The sequence below is a fragment of the Streptomyces sp. NPDC032745 genome (genome assembly GCF_055579465.1).
Genome location: NZ_JBVING010000007.1, coordinates 340,877 through 355,978 on the forward strand (window position 1 = coordinate 340,877; position 15,102 = coordinate 355,978).

Consider the following 15,102-nt stretch of genomic DNA (forward strand, 5'->3'; position numbering starts at 1 on the left):
CTGCGCCGGACGTGACTGTTACCGCCGGTAATGCACACGCTGCCGACGACTCCGAAGGGGCTTCCTCATGACGCGCACGGGCAGTTCGAGGCGCACGTTCATCGCGGGCGCGGGGGCAGCGGCCACCGCCGGGGCGCTGGGGGCCTCCGGGGCCCTGGCCGCCCCCGCCAAGGCCCAGGCCCAGGCCCCGGCCCCGATAACCACCGCCCGCCGCGTCGCCGTCCTCGGCGGCGGGGTCGCCGGGCTCACCGCGGCCCACGAACTCGCCGAGCGCGGCTACGCCGTCACCGTCTACGAGCGCCGCGCGCTCGGCGGCAAGGCCCGCAGCATGGACGTCCCCGGCAGCGCCCGCGGCGGCCGCCGGCCGCTGCCGGCCGAGCACGGCTTCCGCTTCATCCCGGGCATCTACCACAACCTGCCCGACACCATGCGGCGCATCCCCTTCCCCGGCAACGCCCACGGGGTGTGGGACAACCTCGTCGCCCCGCCCGAGATGATGTTCGCCCGGGCCGGCGGCCGGGAGGACCTGCGCGCGCCCATCCCCTGGCCCGGCCACTCCCCCGCCGAGCTGACGCCCGACGAGATCCGCCGCACCCTGACCGGCATCCTGCAGTCGCTGGTCCGGCTGCCGCCGCACGAGAGCGCGTACTTCGTCGACCGCGTGCTGGTCTTCCTCACCAGCTGCGACCAGCGCCGCAACGAGGTCTGGGAGCACACCCCCTGGTGGGAGTTCGTGCGGGCCGCGCAGATGTCGAACGAGTACCAGCGCATCCTCGCCGTGGGCATCACGCGCAACATCGTTGCGACCAAGGCCGAGGAGGCCTCCACCCGCACCGTCGGCGCCTTGGGCGAGGCCTTCGTCTTCAACGCGCTGGGGCGCGGCGCGGACGGGCCGCCGGACCGGATCCTCAACCTGCCGACCAACGAGGCCTGGATCGACCCTTGGGAGGCCCATCTGCGCTCCCTCGGCGTGGAGTTCAGGATCGGCTGGACGGTGCAGGAGGTGCAGTACGGGAACGGCCGGGTGAGCGGGGTCACGGTCCTGGACCCGGCGGGGGCCCGGCAGACCGTCACCGCCGACCACTACGTCAGCGCGCTGCCGGTCGAGCACGCCCGGCGCACCTGGAGTGCGGGGCTGCGGGCCGCGGACCCGATGCTGGGCCGCTGCGACCGGCTGGAGACCGACTGGATGACCGGCATCCAGTTCTACCTCACCGAGCGCGCACCCCTCGTCCACGGGCACCTCAACTGCATCGACTCGCCCTGGTCGTTGACGGCGATCCAGCAGGCCGAGCACTGGCCGGCCCGCGACTTCCCGGCCGACTACGGCGACGGGGTCGCGGTGGACTGCCTGTCGGTGGACATCTCGGACTGGGACAAGCCGGGGATCCTGTACGGGAAGACGGCCAAGCAGTGCACCCGCGAGGAGGTCGCCCGCGAGGTGTGGGCGCAGCTGAAGGCCTCCCTCAACGACACCGGGAAGACGCTGCTGACGGACCGCACCCTGCACTCCTGGTTCCTGGACCCGGGGGTGGACGGGCTCGGCACCCCGAACCCGACCAACCAGGACCAGCTGCTGATCCACCCCACCGGCACCTTCCACAACCGGCCGAGCGCGGACACCCAGGTCCCCAACTTCTTCCTGAGCGGGGACTACGTGGCCGTCGACATCGACCTGGCGACGATGGAGGGCGCGAACGCCTCGGCCCGCGCCGCCGTCAACGCCCTGCTGGACAGGGACGGTTCGAAGACCGAACGGTGTGCGGTCCTGCCGATGTACCGGGCTCCGGAGGTGGAGTCCTTCAAGCGGCACGACCTGTGGCGCTACCGGCTCGGCCTGCGCAACGTCTTCGACCTGGGCTGACCCCCTCTGGGCTACCGTCGTGGGCATGACCTCCATCCCGTCCGTCGGAGCCCTGCTGCGCACCTGGCGGGAGCGGCGCGGCATCAGCCAGCTGGAGCTGGCGGGCCGCGCCGACTCCTCCTCCCGCCACATCAGCTTCATCGAGACCGGCCGGTCCCGGCCGAGCGAGGAGATGCTCCTGCGCCTCGCGGACCGCCTCGACGTACCGGTGCGCGAGCGCAACGCCCTGCTCCTCGCGGCCGGTTACGCCCCGCGCTACGCGCAGACCCCGCTGGACGACCCCTCCATGGAGGCGCTGCGCGAGGGCCTGGAGCGGCTGCTGACCGGCTACGAGCCGTATCCGGCGCTGGTCGTGGACGCCACGTACCAGGTCGTCGCCGCCAACCGCGGCATCGCGATGCTGCTCGACGGTCTGCCGGAACACCTGCTGGTCCCGCCGCTGAACGCCATGCGGATCACCCTGCACCCGGAGGGCCTGGCTCCGAAGATCCGCAATTTCGCGCAGTGGCGCGGGCATCTGCTGGCCCAGATGGAGCGGCAGATCGCACTGGCCCGTTCCGCGCCGCTGCGCGCGCTGTACGAGGAGGTGTCCGCCTATCCGGTCGCCGACCGGCCGGGGGACGCAGGACCCGAGGAGGCCGTCCCGTACATCGCGCTGCCGCTGGTGATCGAGCACGACGGGCACCTGCTCTCCTTCGTGTCCTCGATCGCGACGTTCAACACGCCGATGGACGTGACCGTCGCCGAGCTGGCCGTCGAGACCCTCCTGCCGGCCGACGCGGCGACGGTGAAGTACCTGCGCTCACTGGGGCCCTGAGGCGGAACGCACCGCCAGCTGCTGGAGGAAGGCGAAGGCCGCGACGGCGAGGGCCTGCACCGGGATCCACACCAGGCCGGCGGTGGTGGGCGCGTCCCAGAGGAGGAGCGAGAGCAGACTGAGGACCGCCCAGGCGCAGTTGGCCCCGATGACGCCCTTCACCGCAGGGACCGGCGGCCGGCGGCGCGAGGCCAGCCAGCCGACGCCGGCCCCGTAGAGGGTCAGGAACAGGCCGAGTTCGAGCAGGGTGGCCTGGCCGACGCCGAGGAACCGGCCGAGCGGGGCGGAGAAGGCGGCGTACGCGAGGCCGTTCCCGGTGGTGACCACGGAGTCGAGGGCGAGGAAGCGGCGCAGCGCGGTCTGCGGGACGGTGGTGCGGGCGACGCTGCCGAGCAGGGTTGCGGACATGGCGGATCAGCCTCCGTCGAAGGTCGGGTCGGGGCACGGCCGGACGGCCACGCGCTCGAATGCGCTGGTGGGGAGGGGTTCCGAGGCCGAGTGCGCGGACTCGGAACCCGATGGCTCCACTGTGCCCACCGCTGCGCGCCGGGGTCGATTACCTCGGGGGTCATGCCGGTTCCGTCGGCGCTCGTGCCAACCTTCTTTGACTCACATCGCAAGAAAGGTGGGGGATCGCCTGTTTCGCAGGGGGGCTGCGGGCTACGCTGCGCGGAGCTGAAGCTCTCGAACGTCCTCTCGGCATTACGGAGAACCTCACGGTGTTATCCGGCGCCCGACCCGACCTGGCCTCGGCCTGGGCCCGCGTCGCGGCGTCGGCGGAGCGGAGCGGCCGGGACCCGGCCGAGGTGCTGTCCCCGGAGCGGCTGAGCCGCCTCTGCGGGGTCGAACCCGCGCTCGTCCCCGAGGTCGTTGCCGGGACCGCGCCCGAAGTGCCGCTGTGCAGGCGGGTGCACCGGCGCTTCCTGCGGCTGCGCGCCACTCGCCGCGACAAGCACGGCCGGGAGTGGTCCCTCGCCGCCATCGCGGAGGACTTCCAGGCGCCCGGCGCCTCCCTCGGACCCCTCAACGCGGGCACCGGGATGCCCCGGCTGGGCCACGCGGCGGGCGTGCAGCGGTTCTTCGGGGTCTACGCCGGCTTCCTCCTCGCCGACAGCCAGTGCGCGGTGGAACACGCCCTCGCCGGCCCGGCCGCCGGCGTCGCGGACGACCTCGAGCACCTCTCGTACCTGACGGGCATGCCCCCGCACGACATCCGGCTCACCCTCGACGGCGCACCGCCCCGGCTCCCGCTGAAGGAGCAGGTGCACCAGCGGTTCGAGCACCTGCGCCGCACCAGGCTGCGCGCGGACGGCCAGGCCCACTCCCTCGCGGCCATCGCCCATTCCTTCGACGCTTCGGGGCAGTCGCTGACCCGTCTCGCACGCGGTGAGGGCCTGCCCAACCTCGCGGCGGCCGCCGGGATCCAGCGCTTCTACGGGGTCGACGGCGGCTTCCTGCTGGCCGACGACACCGAGGCGCTCGCCAGCGCGCTCTCCGCGATCGAGCACGAGCTGGAAACCGCCGGAAGGAACGCCGAAAACCCGATGCTCGCCGTGCTGCGGGCGCACGATGTACGGAGCATCGTCACGCGGGCCGGACGGCTCTCTCCGGCGGGCTGGAAGTCGCTGGCCGACCACCTCGACGACCTGCTGGCCCGCGAGGGCCGGCTGGGGCGCCCGGGCGCGGAAAGCGAACGCCCGCTCCACGCGGCGGTGCCCGACGACCGTAAGGCTGCCGAGGGGGGAACGCCATGAGGACCACACGGACCATGCGGAAACTCGGCGGAGATCTGCTGGCGGATGCGCGCCTGGCGCAGCCGGCCGATGCCGCCGAGATCATCGGGAGCCTGTGCGCCGCGTACGGCCGTCGGCGCGGCGGCCGGCCGGTGGAGTTCCGGTTCGCCGGATTCCCGCCCGACACGGCCAGCGGACTGTGGCTGGAGATGGAAGAGCGCGACCTGCTCGTCATCGAGGAGCGGACCCGGCCCGAGCACCAGCTCGTCATCGCCTGCCACGAGTTATGGCACTTGGAGGAAGGCACCTGTGACAGCCACGGCCCGGGCATGGCCGTGGCGGCCCGGCTCACGGGGCACCGGGGCGATCTCGCCGAACTGCTGCACTCGGAGGCCGGACTGGGCAGCGTGGTCCGGCAGGCGGCCGCCCGGGCGGACCGGGAGGATCCGGCGGAGATCCGGGCCGAGACCTTCGGGCTGTACCTCGGTCAGGTCCTGAAGGCGTACCTGCCGGGGCCCCGCGAGGAACGGTTCCCCGAGGCGATCGAACGCATCAAGACCTCGCTCGGCTGGGGTCGTTGAGTGCACGTCCCCGCGGCGTACCGATGACGCCCCGGTGACCACCGCCTTCCCCGCCGACGCACCTCACGTGCCGCTGCCCTCGCACGGCCCCGACAGAGAGCACCACGATGACCCAGTCTTCCCCGCCCCGCCACGCCGTCGTCATCGGCGGCAGCATGGCCGGCCTGCTCGCTGCGGCCGTGCTCGCCGAGCACGCGACGGTCACGATCATCGACGCCGACACACTGCCCGACAGCCCTGCGCCGCGGCGCGGACTGCCGCAGGCCCGGCACGTACACGTCATGTGGTCGGGCGGGGCCCGCGCCATCGAGAAGATACTCCCGGGCATCACCGACGACTGGACGGCGGCGGGCGCGATCCGCCGCAGCCTGCCCACCGACCTGGTCACCAAGACCGCCCAGGGCTGGATCCCGCGCTGCGGGGAGAAGCAGTTCAACATCTCGTGCAGCCGCGACCTCCTCGACTCGGTGGTCCGCGCCCGGGTGACCGGCCTGCGCGGCGTCACCACGCTCCAGCAGAGCCGCGTACAGGCCCTGGAGGGGACGGCGGCCCGCGTCACCGGCGTCCGCGTCGACACCCCCGGCGAGGCGGGCCGGCTGCTGACCGCCGACCTCGTGGTGGACGCGAGCGGGCGCGGCTCCCGGGCCCGGGCCTGGCTGCGCGAACTCGGGGTCGGCGGGATCAGACAGGCCCAGGTCGACTCCGGCCTGGTGTACGCGACGCGGATCTTCGAAGCCCCTGCGGGAGCCCACGAGATGGGCTTCCCGATCGTCAACGTGCAGTCCGATCCACGGGTGTACGTACCCGGGCAGACGGCGACGATCGTGCCCATCGAGGACGGCCAGTGGCAGGCCACCCTGTCCGGCACCCGGGGCGGCCAGCCCACCGGCGACCCCGAGCAGTTCATCCCGTTCGCCAAGGGCATCCGCGATCCCGTCGTCGGCGAGCTCCTCGAGGGCAGGAAGCCCCTCAGCGACGTCGCCGTCACCCAGGGCACCGCCAACCGCAGGGTCTACTTCGAGAAGGCGGACCTGCCCGACGGCTTCTTCGCCGTCGGCGACTCCGTCGCCACCTTCAACCCGCTGTACGGACAGGGCATGACGGTCGCCGCCCAGGGCCTGCTGGCCGTACGCGCCCTGCTGCGCGCCAGGGGCCTCGCGCATCCCGGCTTCGGGCGCGAGGCGCAGCGCGCGCTGGTCCCGCAGGTGGCCACCGCCTGGGAGCTCGCCACCTCGCAGGACATCCTGTATCCCGGGGCCACCGGTATGAAGCCGCGGGCCGGCGCCGGGCTGCTCAACGCGTACGTCAGCCGGCTGATGACCGGGGCCACCACGCGGGAGGCGCTGACCGCCGCGTTCCTCCAGGTCATCACCATGAGCAGCCCGCCCACGTACTGGCTGCGCCCCTCGGTGGTCTGGCACGTGCTGCGCGCCTCGGACCGGGGCGCGCTGAAGGCGCCGCCGCTGACCGCGGCCGAGCGGGCCGTCGCGGGGCTCGACCAGGGGTCCGGCCCCGTCGGCCCGGTCGGCCCCGTGGACCCGGTCGACCCCGTGGACCCGGTCGGCCCGGTCGGTCCCGTCGGCCAGGCGCGATGACCGACGGTCTCATCCTGTACGTACCGGGGTCGGTGATGATCCTGGCGCTGCTGATCAAGGCGCCGACCCTGCGCCGGGGCTGGGACCAGCCGCTCATGCGGGCCGTGTGCACCCTGCTCGTCGTCGGCTGCATGGTCATGTTCCTGGCGGCTCCGCCGACGATCTCCGCGGTCAACCGGCTCACCGGCGTCGTCAACTTCTCCGCCCCGCTGGTGTACAGCGTGCTCACCGCGTTCTCGGGGTCGTGCATCGTGCTGGTCCTGCAGTGGGGCGGCGGCCCGCCCGCCGTCGTGCGGCGGGCGACCCGGCTGACGGTGGCCGCGTTCGGCGCCGTCACGCTGCTCATCGTCGTCCTCTTCGCGATCGGCGACGCGCCGGTGGAGCGGCTGCGCGACCTGGACACGTACTACGCCAACACGCCCTGGCTGCGCGAGATGATCGTCTGCTACCTGCTCGCGCACACCGTGGGCAGTTCGACGCTCACCGTGCTGTGCTGGAAGTGGCTGCTGCGCGTGCGCCCCTCGCTGCGTCCGCTGCGCACCGGACTGGCCCTGATCGTGCTCGGCGGGGTGCTGGACCTCGGCTACCTCGTCACGAAGTGGGCGGCGGTGGGCGCCCGCTGGACGGGCCGCGACTGGGACGGCCTGTCGACGTACGTGGCCCCGCCGTTCGCCTCCGCGGCGGCCCTGATGGTGGGGTCGGGGTTCATCGTGCCGCTGGTCGGCGGCTCGGCCGCCTGGCGGGACTTCAGCCGGTACCGGCGGCTGCACCCGCTGTGGAAGGCGCTGCGCGGGTTCGCCGCGTCGAGCGTGACGATCGTGCCGCTGACCTGGTGGTCGCCGATCGGGATCCGGCTGATCCACCGCGAGTCGGTGATCGACGACGGGATCCTGGCGCTGGGCCGCTGGTTCGACCCGGCCGTACGGAGCGCCGCGTACGAGGCCGCGCTCGGCCAGGGCATGTGCGAGTCGCAGGCCTCGGTCGTGGCCGACGCGGCCATGCTCGCCGCGGCCTGCCGGCGCCGGGAGGCAGCCGAGGCCGCCGAAGCTCTCGGCCCGGCGGACGCGGACGACGCCGGGGAGCACTCCGCCGAGGCCGATGAGGGGCTGCCCGAGCCGTACCGGCTGGACTCACGGCCGCTCGCGGCACTGGCCCGCGAGTTCCGCGCCTCCCCCATCGTGGCGGCCGTACGGCGGGACCCGGCGAGCCTGTGAGCGGCCCGCGCGGGGTCGGCGTCAGCCGGCGAGGGCGTCCTCGGGCTCGGGATTGCGGGCGAGCCAGGCCCCGTACGCCCGCACCTTGCGCCAGTGCTGGAGCTGGTCGAGGGCGAACGTCGCCCGCGGGGAGGCCTCCGGGCGCGGTTCCAGGCCGCGGGCCAGCCGGTGCATCTGGAAGCGCACGAAGGCCAGCAGCCCGGCGCCGGCCAGGTCCCGGTCCTTCCAGCGCAGCCGCTCCACCGTCACCCGTACGTCCTCCCCGGCGCGCCAGCGGGCCGGCAGGTCGGGGCGGAACGCCAGGGCCGAGGCGAGCCCCACGACGGACACACCGCGCTCCAGGACCTTCTGCGCGGTCTCCTGGCGGCCTATCCCTCCGGTCAGCATCAGCGGCATCGTGGCCGAGCCCAGGAACTGCTCGGCGAAGGAGAGGAAGTACGCCTCGCGTTCGAGGGTCCGCAGATCGGCGGTGCGGCCCAGGGTCGCGGGGCTCTCGACGCTGCCGCCGGACAGTTCGACCAGGTCGACGCCGAGACCGCCGAGGACCGCGAGGACCTGCGCCGCCTCCTCGGTGTCGAAGCCGCCGCGCTGGAAGTCGGCGGTGTTGAGCTTGACCCCGACCGCGAAGCCGGGGCCCACCTGCGCGCGGACGGCGCCGACGACCTCGGTGAGCAGCCGGACCCGGTTCTCCAGGCTGCCGCCCCAGCGGTCGGTGCGCCGGTTGACGAGCGGGGAGAGGAACTGGCTGAGGAGGTAGCCGTGGGCGGCGTGGATCTGCACCCCGTCGAAGCCGGCCTCCTCGGCCCGCCGGGCCGTGACCGCGAAGCGGCCGACGGTGGCCTCTATGTCGGCCTCGGTCATCGCGGTGGGGCGGGCGAAGCGCTTGGTGTGCCTGCCGAGGCTCACCCCTATGTCGGAGGGCGCCCAGGCCGTGCCGGGCATCTCCGAGCCGACCTGCCGGCCGGGATGGTTGATCTGCATCCAGACCCGGCCGCCGCCGCAGGACGCGGCTTCGGCCCAGCGGCGGAAGGGGTCGAGCGGGGAGCGGGCGTCGAGGACGATCGTCCCCGGCGCGGTCAGCGCCCGGCGGTCGACCATGACGTTCCCCGTGATCAGCAGCCCGGCGCCGCCGCGGGCCCAGCGGTGGTAGAGCCGTTCGATGCGCTCGTCCGGCAGCTGGCCGGCCCCGGCGAGGCCCTCCTCCATGGCCGCCTTCGCCAGGCGGTTCGGCAGGGCCGTCCCGTTGGGCAGCTCCAGTGGCGTGAACAGGTCCATCAGCAGTTCCCCCAGGAAACGTGTTGCACGTGTCATCTCGCGCCCCGGCGCAAACATACCGCTCCCTCCCCGGCCCCCGTCAGGCTGCTGCACCAACCGGTTCGCAGGCCCCTCGGCCGGGTGCTGCGCACCCGTGGGTCCCTTGAGGCGCTTGGTGAGGAAGGCCGGGGAAGGCCTCCGCCGCACCGCCGCGACGAGCTGGCCGGCCGCCTCGGGACGTCGGGGCTCCGGCCGGTCACCGCGCCGGTCATCGCGCCCGGCGGGACGGCTGCACACCGGTCGCCCCACCGGTGGCGGGCGTACGAAACCGGACACCCGGGGATGCGGAACGCCCCGGACCGAAGGGCCCGGGGCGTTCACCGTGCGCGGGTGCGGGGCGGATCAGAGCTCCGCGAGCGCCAGTCCGGCCTGGGCGGCGGCCGCCTGGACGGTCTGCTCCAGCAGGACGGCGATGGTCATCGGGCCGACGCCGCCGGGGACCGGGGTGATCAGCGAGGCGCGGGCGGCGGCGGACTCGAAGTGGACGTCGCCGACGTTGCCCTCGTTGTAGCCGGCGTCCAGGACCACGGCGCCCGGCTTGATGTCCTCGCCGCGGATGAACTCGGCCTTGCCGACCGCGGCGACCAGCACGTCGGCCTGGCGCACGATCGAGGGCAGGTCCACGGTGCGGGAGTGGCAGTAGGTGACGGTGGCGTTCTGCTCCAGCAGGAGCATGCCGGCCGGCTTGCCCAGGATCGCGCTGCGGCCGACGACGACGGCGTGCTTGCCGGTCAGGTCCACGTCGTACTCCGCGAGGAGCCGCATGATCCCGCCGGGGGTGCAGGAGACGAAGCCCGGCAGCCCGAAGCCCATGGCGGCGAAGGAGTGCATGGTGACGCCGTCGACGTCCTTGCCGGGCGCGATGGCCTCGAAGGCGGCGCGCTCGTCGATGTGGTGCGGGACCGGGTGCTGCAGCAGGATGCCGCTGATCTCCGGGTCCTCGGAGAGGGCCGTGAGGGCGGCGACGAGCTCCTCGGTGGTGGTCTCGGCCGGCAGCTCCACGTGGCGGGAGGTGATCCCGGCCTTGGCGCAACGGTTCTGCTTCATCCGTACGTACGTGACGGACGCCGGGTCCTCACCGACCAGCACGGTCGCGAGGCAGGGAGCGGTGCCGGTGCGCTCGGTGATCTTCGCCGCGAGGACGGCGGTCTGCTCCGAGATGCGGCGGGCGAGGGCGGTGCCGTCCATGAGCCGGGCAGCCTGCGCCGGCCGGGCGGTCTGGGCAGTCGTCGTCTGGGCAGTCGTCATGGGGTCTCCTGAGCGTCGCTGCGGGATCGCGGTTCGCCCAGGCGCGCGGCAAGTCGGCGTACCCGCGGTACGCCGGGCGCACGGGAGGTGCGCCGGGCCGCTCCCCGGTGGTGATCCACCCGAACGCCAGTCACGGCCCGCCCCCACTCTAATGGACCTCGTCGGCGCGTCCGGAGTGCACGGCGGCCCCGGGGCGCCGGGATCCGGTCAAACCGGTGGATCACCGGCGCCCGGCCTGGGACGATCGAGACATGACGCGCACCTTCGACCATCTCGTAGCCGAGGCCGAGTCCGTCTCCGTCGACGGCTGGGACTTCTCCTGGCTCGACGGCCGGGCCACCGAGCAGCGCCCCTCCTGGGGCTACCAGAGACTCATGGGCGAGCGGCTGGCCCGGGTCGACGCCGCCCTCGACATCCAGACCGGCGGCGGAGAGGTGCTCGCGGGGGCGGGGACCCTGCCCCGGCTGATGGCCGCCACCGAGTCCTGGCCGCCGAACATCACGAAGGCGACCCGGCTGCTGCACCCGCTGGGCGCGGTGGTGGTGGCGGACGCCGACGAGCCGCCGCTGCCGTTCGGCGACGAGGCCTTCGAGCTGGTCACGAGCCGGCACCCGGTCACCATCTGGTGGGAGGAGATCGCCCGGGTCCTGCGTCCGGGCGGAACGTACCTCTCGCAGCAGGTCGGGCCGGCGAGCGTCTTCGAGCTCGTCGAGTACTTCCTCGGGCCCCAGCCGGAGGAGGTCCGGCGCGGCCGGCACCCCGACGATGCGGTCGCCGATGCCGGCAAGGCCGGTCTCGAGGTCGTCGATCTGCGCTCCGAAAGACTGAGCACGGAGTTCCACGACATCGGAGCCGTGATCTACTTTCTCCGGAAGGTGATCTGGATGGTGCCCGGCTTCACGGTCGGGCAGTACCGGGACCGGCTGCGCGAGCTCCACGAACAGATCGAACGCAACGGTCCGTTCGTGGCGCACACCGCCCGTTTCCTCATCGAAGCCCGCAAAACGGGCTGACGGGAAAGGGGGCGGAGGCGCGGACGGATCCACGGCCGATCGGTTGCGCGCCCACAGCGTGGCGCAGGTCACTCAATTCAGCGCGTAACGAATCGACTCGGGCATGCGATGAACCGACAGGTGTCCTCGCGCGGCCCCGGAATACAGACCCCCCTCGGGTCTGTTTCCCGAGTCCGCGCGATGATGTCCCGCCCACTCCCTATCTGTTCGCAACGAGAGGCTCCTTGTGTCGCTCAGCCCGTCCCGTACGTTCCCTCCGGAGATCGCCGAATCGGAGGCCCTCGTCGCGCTCGTAGAGCGCGGCCGCGAGCAGGGTCACATCAACGGTGACGACGTGCGCCAGGCCTTCGAGGCCGGCCGCATCCCGGTGGACCAGTGGAAGCGGGTCCTGCGCAGCCTGAACCAGGTCCTGGACGAGGAGGGTGTCGCGCTGCACGTCAGCGCCGCCCCCGCCACGAAGGCTGCCGCGAAGAAGCCCCGCAAGGCGGCCGCCGCGCCTGCCCGCACCGTGACCAAGAAGGCGGCCGCCGCGCCGCGCCCCATCGGTGCGCGCAAGGCCTCGGCCACCAGCCCGGCCACCGCCACCGCGGCGGCGATATCCGCTTCGCCGGCCGCGGCCACCGAGGACGAGGTGACGGCCGACACCGCCGCCGAGCCGAAGAAGCGGACGGTCAAGAAGACCGCCGCGAAGAAGACCGCGGTGAAGAAGACCGCCGCGGCCAAGAAGACCAGCGCCAAGGACGCCGACGAGGGCGAGACCCCGGCCGCCGAGGGCGAGGACTGGGCCGCCGAGGACCTCGTCGACGACGTCGAGGAGGAGGCCCCCAAGGCCGGCGGCGCCCAGGGCTTCGTCCTGTCCGACGACGACGAGGACGACGCCCCGGCGCAGACGGTCATGGTGGCCGGCGCCACCGCCGACCCCGTCAAGGACTACCTCAAGCTCATCGGCAAGGTGCCGCTCCTCAACGCCGAGCAGGAGGTCGAGCTCGCCAAGCGCATCGAGGCGGGCCTCTTCTCCGAGTACAAGCTCGAAGAGGAGGAGGACCACAAGCCCGCCTTCAAGCGCGAGCTGGAGATCCTGGTCGAGGACGGCCGCCGCGCCAAGAACCACCTGCTGGAGGCCAACCTCCGCCTCGTGGTCTCGCTGGCCAAGCGCTACACCGGCCGCGGCATGCTCTTCCTGGACCTGATCCAGGAGGGCAACGTCGGCCTGATCCGCGCCGTGGAGAAGTTCGACTACACCAAGGGCTTCAAGTTCTCCACGTACGCGACCTGGTGGATCCGCCAGGCGATCACGCGCGCCATGGCCGACCAGTCGCGCACCATCCGCATCCCCGTCCACATGGTCGAGATCATCAACAAGCTGGCGCGCGTCCAGCGCCAGATGCTCCAGGACCTCGGCCGGGAGCCCACTCCGGAGGAGCTGGGCAAGGAACTCGACATGACCCCCGAGAAGGTCATCGAGGTCCAGAAGTACGGCCGCGAGCCGATCTCCCTGCACACCCCCCTGGGTGAGGAGGGCGACAGCGAGTTCGGTGACCTGATCGAGGACTCCGAGGCGGTCGTCCCGGCCGACGCGGTGAGCTTCACCTTCCTCCAGGAGCAGCTGCAGTCGATCCTGGGCACGCTCTCCGAGCGTGAGGCGGGTGTCGTCTCGATGCGTTACGGCCTGAACGACGGCCAGCCGAAGACCCTGGACGAGATCGGCCGCGTGTACGGGGTCACCCGTGAGCGCATCCGCCAGATCGAGTCCAAGACCATGTCGAAGCTGCGCCACCCGTCGCGTTCGCAGGTGCTGCGCGACTACCTGGACTAGGCAGGCCCGCGCCCTCAGGCCAGTCGGAAGACCGGCCCACGGGGCGTGAACGGCAGGGAAGCACCCTGCGGAACCAGATAGGCGTGCTCGCGCCGGATCCGCAGGGTGTCGCACCACCCGTCCGTGATCACCAGCACCGGGGCCTGCGGAGGGAAGTCCTCCGCGCGCTGGAGCAGGTCGATCGCGGGCTGGAGCACGGTCCCGCCCCGCCCGCGCACCCTTACTCGCCCCGCGATCTCGGTCGGGGGCAGATAGCCCGCGTCGTACGGCGCCGCGTCGCAGAACACGACGCGTGCCGCCGGTACGTCGCGGGCTTCCGCGTACGAGGCGATCGCGCCGAGCGCCTTGCCGAGCAGGGCGGCGGGCATCGACCCCGAGGTGTCGAGGACCACGCCGAAGGTGCAGCGGGCGATCTCCTCGGGCGGGAAGTACCGGCCCGCGCGGGGGATGTCCGGAGTGGAGGCCTGGCGGCGTGCCGGGCGCGCGTAGGAGCGTACGGGCTCGGGCCTGGGGACGTACTCGTCGAACCAGCGGGCGAGCTGCGCGTCCCAGGGCACGGGCGGGTGGGCCAGCGCCCGGATCTCCTGGACCAGCCCGGCGGGCAGCATCCCTCGCTCCCCGTAGGTGTGCAGGTCGAAGCCCTGGACGAGGCCACGCCGGTAGAAATCGTCCAGATCGGTGTACGGGAGGCTGCCCGCATGCGGCAGCGCCTCGCCCAGGACGTCCCCGAGGCCCTTGCCGCGCAAGGTCGACAGTCGGCGCAGTCGGCGCAGGTCGGTGGCGATGCGGTCGTAGACCTCCTCGACGGAGAGGTCCTTCAGCTCCGGGTCGTACAGCAGCCCCTCGGGCATCTCGCCGACGCCCATCTCCACGAGCCAGCCGTTGACCACGTAGTCGGCGGCCACGTTGTGCAGGTACGGATCGCGGGCGCCGCAGCGCTCGCCGTGGCGCAGGGCGGCGTGCAGCATCTCGTGGGCCAGAACGAAGCGCCACTCCGCGTCGGTGAACGTACGCAGCGGGTTGACGTAGATCTCCCCGGCGCTCGCGCTGACCGCGGCGACGGCTATGTCCTGGGCGCGGGCGAGCTCGGCGTCGGCGACGATTCGCAGGCCGGCGGCGAGCCCGCCGAGCAGCGGGTACGAGGAGACGAACCAGTTCAGGGCCCGGTCCCAGGGGTGCTGCCGGAGCCGCTCCCCGGTGATCCGGTCGCGGCGGCCGCCGGCCACGTCCATGGCGGCGGAGACGCTGCGGGTCAGGGCGTGCGAGAACGAGGTCTCCCAGTCGGGGACCTCCGTCGTCAGGGTGCGCCAGCCGGCCAGGACCTGGTCGGGGTGCTCGCCGGAGGTGCCGCAGTGCTCGTACGCGGCGGGAACGCCGTCGCGGTGCCAACGGGCGGCGAGCTGCTCTTCGTCCCCGCCGGGGTACTCGGCGGGGAGGTGGTCGGGGGCGCGGCCGACGGGGAAGGTCAGCAGGAAGCGGTTGACGACGACGCAGCGGGCGGCGAGCTGGGCGGGGGCGGGCTGCGGGCGGTCCTCCTCCTTGGCGGCGGGTACGTGGCCGAAGCCGAGGTGGAGCAGGCAGTGGGCCAGCGCCCAGGCCCACTCCTGCGGTTCGGCACGGCGGGTGGGGTGCGCGTGGATCACCCCGTTGGAGGTGACGAGGGCGAGCCCGGCGCAGGTGCACGAGGCGCACCGGGGGTCGCGGCAGTGGGTGGCGGAGAGGGCGCCCAGGGCCGGGTTCTGCCGGATCGCGGCCCGCCCGGCCTCGTAGGCGAGGGTGGCAGGGTCCGGGGCGGCGGGCTTCTTCTTGCGGGTCACGGGTGGCTCACTTCCGGCTTGCTTGCGGCTCACGGGCAGGGCTCCGGCGGGGCGGGCGCGCAGGGGTGCCCGGGACGGGCCGGCCCGTAC

The 15,102-nt window shown here is 73.0% G+C and carries 12 protein-coding genes and 1 riboswitch; of the genes, 8 read left to right on the plus strand and 4 right to left on the minus strand.

The window, feature by feature from the left end; all coding sequences use genetic code 11:
- Positions 1-67: 67 nt before the first annotated feature.
- Positions 68-1,864, plus strand: coding sequence for a hydroxysqualene dehydroxylase (locus ACZ5WG_RS20685; RefSeq protein ID WP_468724916.1), 1,797 nt, complete (start codon positions 68-70; stop codon positions 1,862-1,864).
- 25 nt (positions 1,865-1,889) lie between these two features.
- Positions 1,890-2,681, plus strand: coding sequence for a helix-turn-helix domain-containing protein (locus ACZ5WG_RS20690; protein ID WP_468724917.1), 792 nt, complete (start codon positions 1,890-1,892; stop codon positions 2,679-2,681).
- Here the strand turns inward: ACZ5WG_RS20690 and ACZ5WG_RS20695 are convergent.
- Complete coding sequence (locus tag ACZ5WG_RS20695) at positions 2,667-3,089, minus strand: hypothetical protein (protein WP_468724918.1); 423 nt, start codon at positions 3,087-3,089, stop codon at positions 2,667-2,669. The two genes, ACZ5WG_RS20690 and ACZ5WG_RS20695, sit on opposite strands and share 15 nt — an antisense overlap.
- 311 nt (positions 3,090-3,400) lie before the next feature.
- On the opposite strand from ACZ5WG_RS20695, the gene ACZ5WG_RS20700 reads away from it, so the two are divergent.
- The 4 genes from ACZ5WG_RS20700 to ACZ5WG_RS20715 all read left to right on the plus strand — a co-directional run bounded on the left by ACZ5WG_RS20700 (position 3,401) and on the right by ACZ5WG_RS20715 (position 7,804).
- Positions 3,401-4,435, plus strand: a complete 1,035-nt coding sequence (locus ACZ5WG_RS20700; protein WP_468724919.1) for a hypothetical protein — start codon at positions 3,401-3,403, stop codon at positions 4,433-4,435.
- A complete protein-coding gene (locus tag ACZ5WG_RS20705) occupies positions 4,432-4,995 on the plus strand; it encodes a toxin-antitoxin system, toxin component (protein WP_365951578.1) in 564 nt (187 codons plus the stop codon). The genes ACZ5WG_RS20700 and ACZ5WG_RS20705 overlap by 4 nt, the downstream gene beginning before the upstream one ends.
- Before the next feature lie 107 nt (positions 4,996-5,102).
- Positions 5,103-6,590, plus strand: a complete 1,488-nt coding sequence (locus ACZ5WG_RS20710) for an NAD(P)/FAD-dependent oxidoreductase (RefSeq protein WP_468724920.1) — start codon at positions 5,103-5,105, stop codon at positions 6,588-6,590.
- Positions 6,587-7,804: an MAB_1171c family putative transporter gene (locus tag ACZ5WG_RS20715; protein ID WP_468724922.1), complete on the plus strand. Its 1,218-nt coding sequence runs from the start codon at positions 6,587-6,589 to the stop codon at positions 7,802-7,804. Before ACZ5WG_RS20710 ends, ACZ5WG_RS20715 begins: the two co-directional genes overlap by 4 nt.
- 21 nt (positions 7,805-7,825) lie before the next feature.
- Here ACZ5WG_RS20715 and ACZ5WG_RS20720 read toward each other — a convergent pair whose 3' ends face one another.
- Positions 7,826-9,115 (minus strand): NADH:flavin oxidoreductase/NADH oxidase family protein, encoded by a 1,290-nt coding sequence (locus ACZ5WG_RS20720; protein ID WP_468724923.1) that lies wholly within the window; start codon positions 9,113-9,115, stop codon positions 7,826-7,828.
- A 345-nt stretch (positions 9,116-9,460) separates the two neighbouring features.
- Positions 9,461-10,366 (minus strand): bifunctional 5,10-methylenetetrahydrofolate dehydrogenase/5,10-methenyltetrahydrofolate cyclohydrolase, encoded by a 906-nt coding sequence (locus ACZ5WG_RS20725; protein WP_468724924.1) that lies wholly within the window; start codon positions 10,364-10,366, stop codon positions 9,461-9,463.
- A 28-nt stretch (positions 10,367-10,394) separates the two neighbouring features.
- Positions 10,395-10,510, minus strand: a riboswitch (ZMP/ZTP riboswitch).
- A gap of 107 nt (positions 10,511-10,617) precedes the next feature.
- Between ACZ5WG_RS20725 and ACZ5WG_RS20730 the strand changes: the two genes are divergently transcribed.
- Entirely contained in the window at positions 10,618-11,379 is a 762-nt protein-coding gene (locus tag ACZ5WG_RS20730) for a methyltransferase domain-containing protein (protein WP_468724925.1), read from the plus strand.
- A gap of 226 nt (positions 11,380-11,605) precedes the next feature.
- A complete protein-coding gene (locus ACZ5WG_RS20735; RefSeq protein WP_468724927.1) occupies positions 11,606-13,195 on the plus strand; it encodes an RNA polymerase sigma factor in 1,590 nt (529 codons plus the stop codon).
- A 14-nt stretch (positions 13,196-13,209) separates the two neighbouring features.
- Here the strand turns inward: ACZ5WG_RS20735 and ACZ5WG_RS20740 are convergent, their stop codons facing one another.
- Positions 13,210-15,012 carry a vWA domain-containing protein gene (locus tag ACZ5WG_RS20740; RefSeq protein WP_468724928.1) on the minus strand — a complete coding sequence of 601 codons (1,803 nt, stop codon included), beginning with the start codon at positions 15,010-15,012 and terminating at the stop codon, positions 13,210-13,212.
- Between the last annotated feature and the right edge of the window lie 90 nt (positions 15,013-15,102).

What these genes read in the sequence shown, in the direction of transcription:
- ACZ5WG_RS20685 (WP_468724916.1), top strand. Translation starts at nt 68, where the DNA reads ATGACGCGCACGGGCAGTTCGAGGCGCACGTTCATCGCGGGCGCGGGG.
- ACZ5WG_RS20690 (WP_468724917.1), top strand. Translation starts at nt 1,890, where the DNA reads ATGACCTCCATCCCGTCCGTCGGAGCCCTGCTGCGCACCTGGCGGGAG.
- ACZ5WG_RS20695 (WP_468724918.1), bottom strand. Translation starts at nt 3,089, where the DNA reads ATGTCCGCAACCCTGCTCGGCAGCGTCGCCCGCACCACCGTCCCGCAG.
- ACZ5WG_RS20705 (WP_365951578.1), top strand. Translation starts at nt 4,432, where the DNA reads ATGAGGACCACACGGACCATGCGGAAACTCGGCGGAGATCTGCTGGCG.
- ACZ5WG_RS20710 (WP_468724920.1), top strand. Translation starts at nt 5,103, where the DNA reads ATGACCCAGTCTTCCCCGCCCCGCCACGCCGTCGTCATCGGCGGCAGC.
- ACZ5WG_RS20715 (WP_468724922.1), top strand. Translation starts at nt 6,587, where the DNA reads ATGACCGACGGTCTCATCCTGTACGTACCGGGGTCGGTGATGATCCTG.
- ACZ5WG_RS20720 (WP_468724923.1), bottom strand. Translation starts at nt 9,115, where the DNA reads ATGACACGTGCAACACGTTTCCTGGGGGAACTGCTGATGGACCTGTTC.
- ACZ5WG_RS20725 (WP_468724924.1), bottom strand. Translation starts at nt 10,366, where the DNA reads ATGACGACTGCCCAGACGACGACTGCCCAGACCGCCCGGCCGGCGCAG.
- ACZ5WG_RS20730 (WP_468724925.1), top strand. Translation starts at nt 10,618, where the DNA reads ATGACGCGCACCTTCGACCATCTCGTAGCCGAGGCCGAGTCCGTCTCC.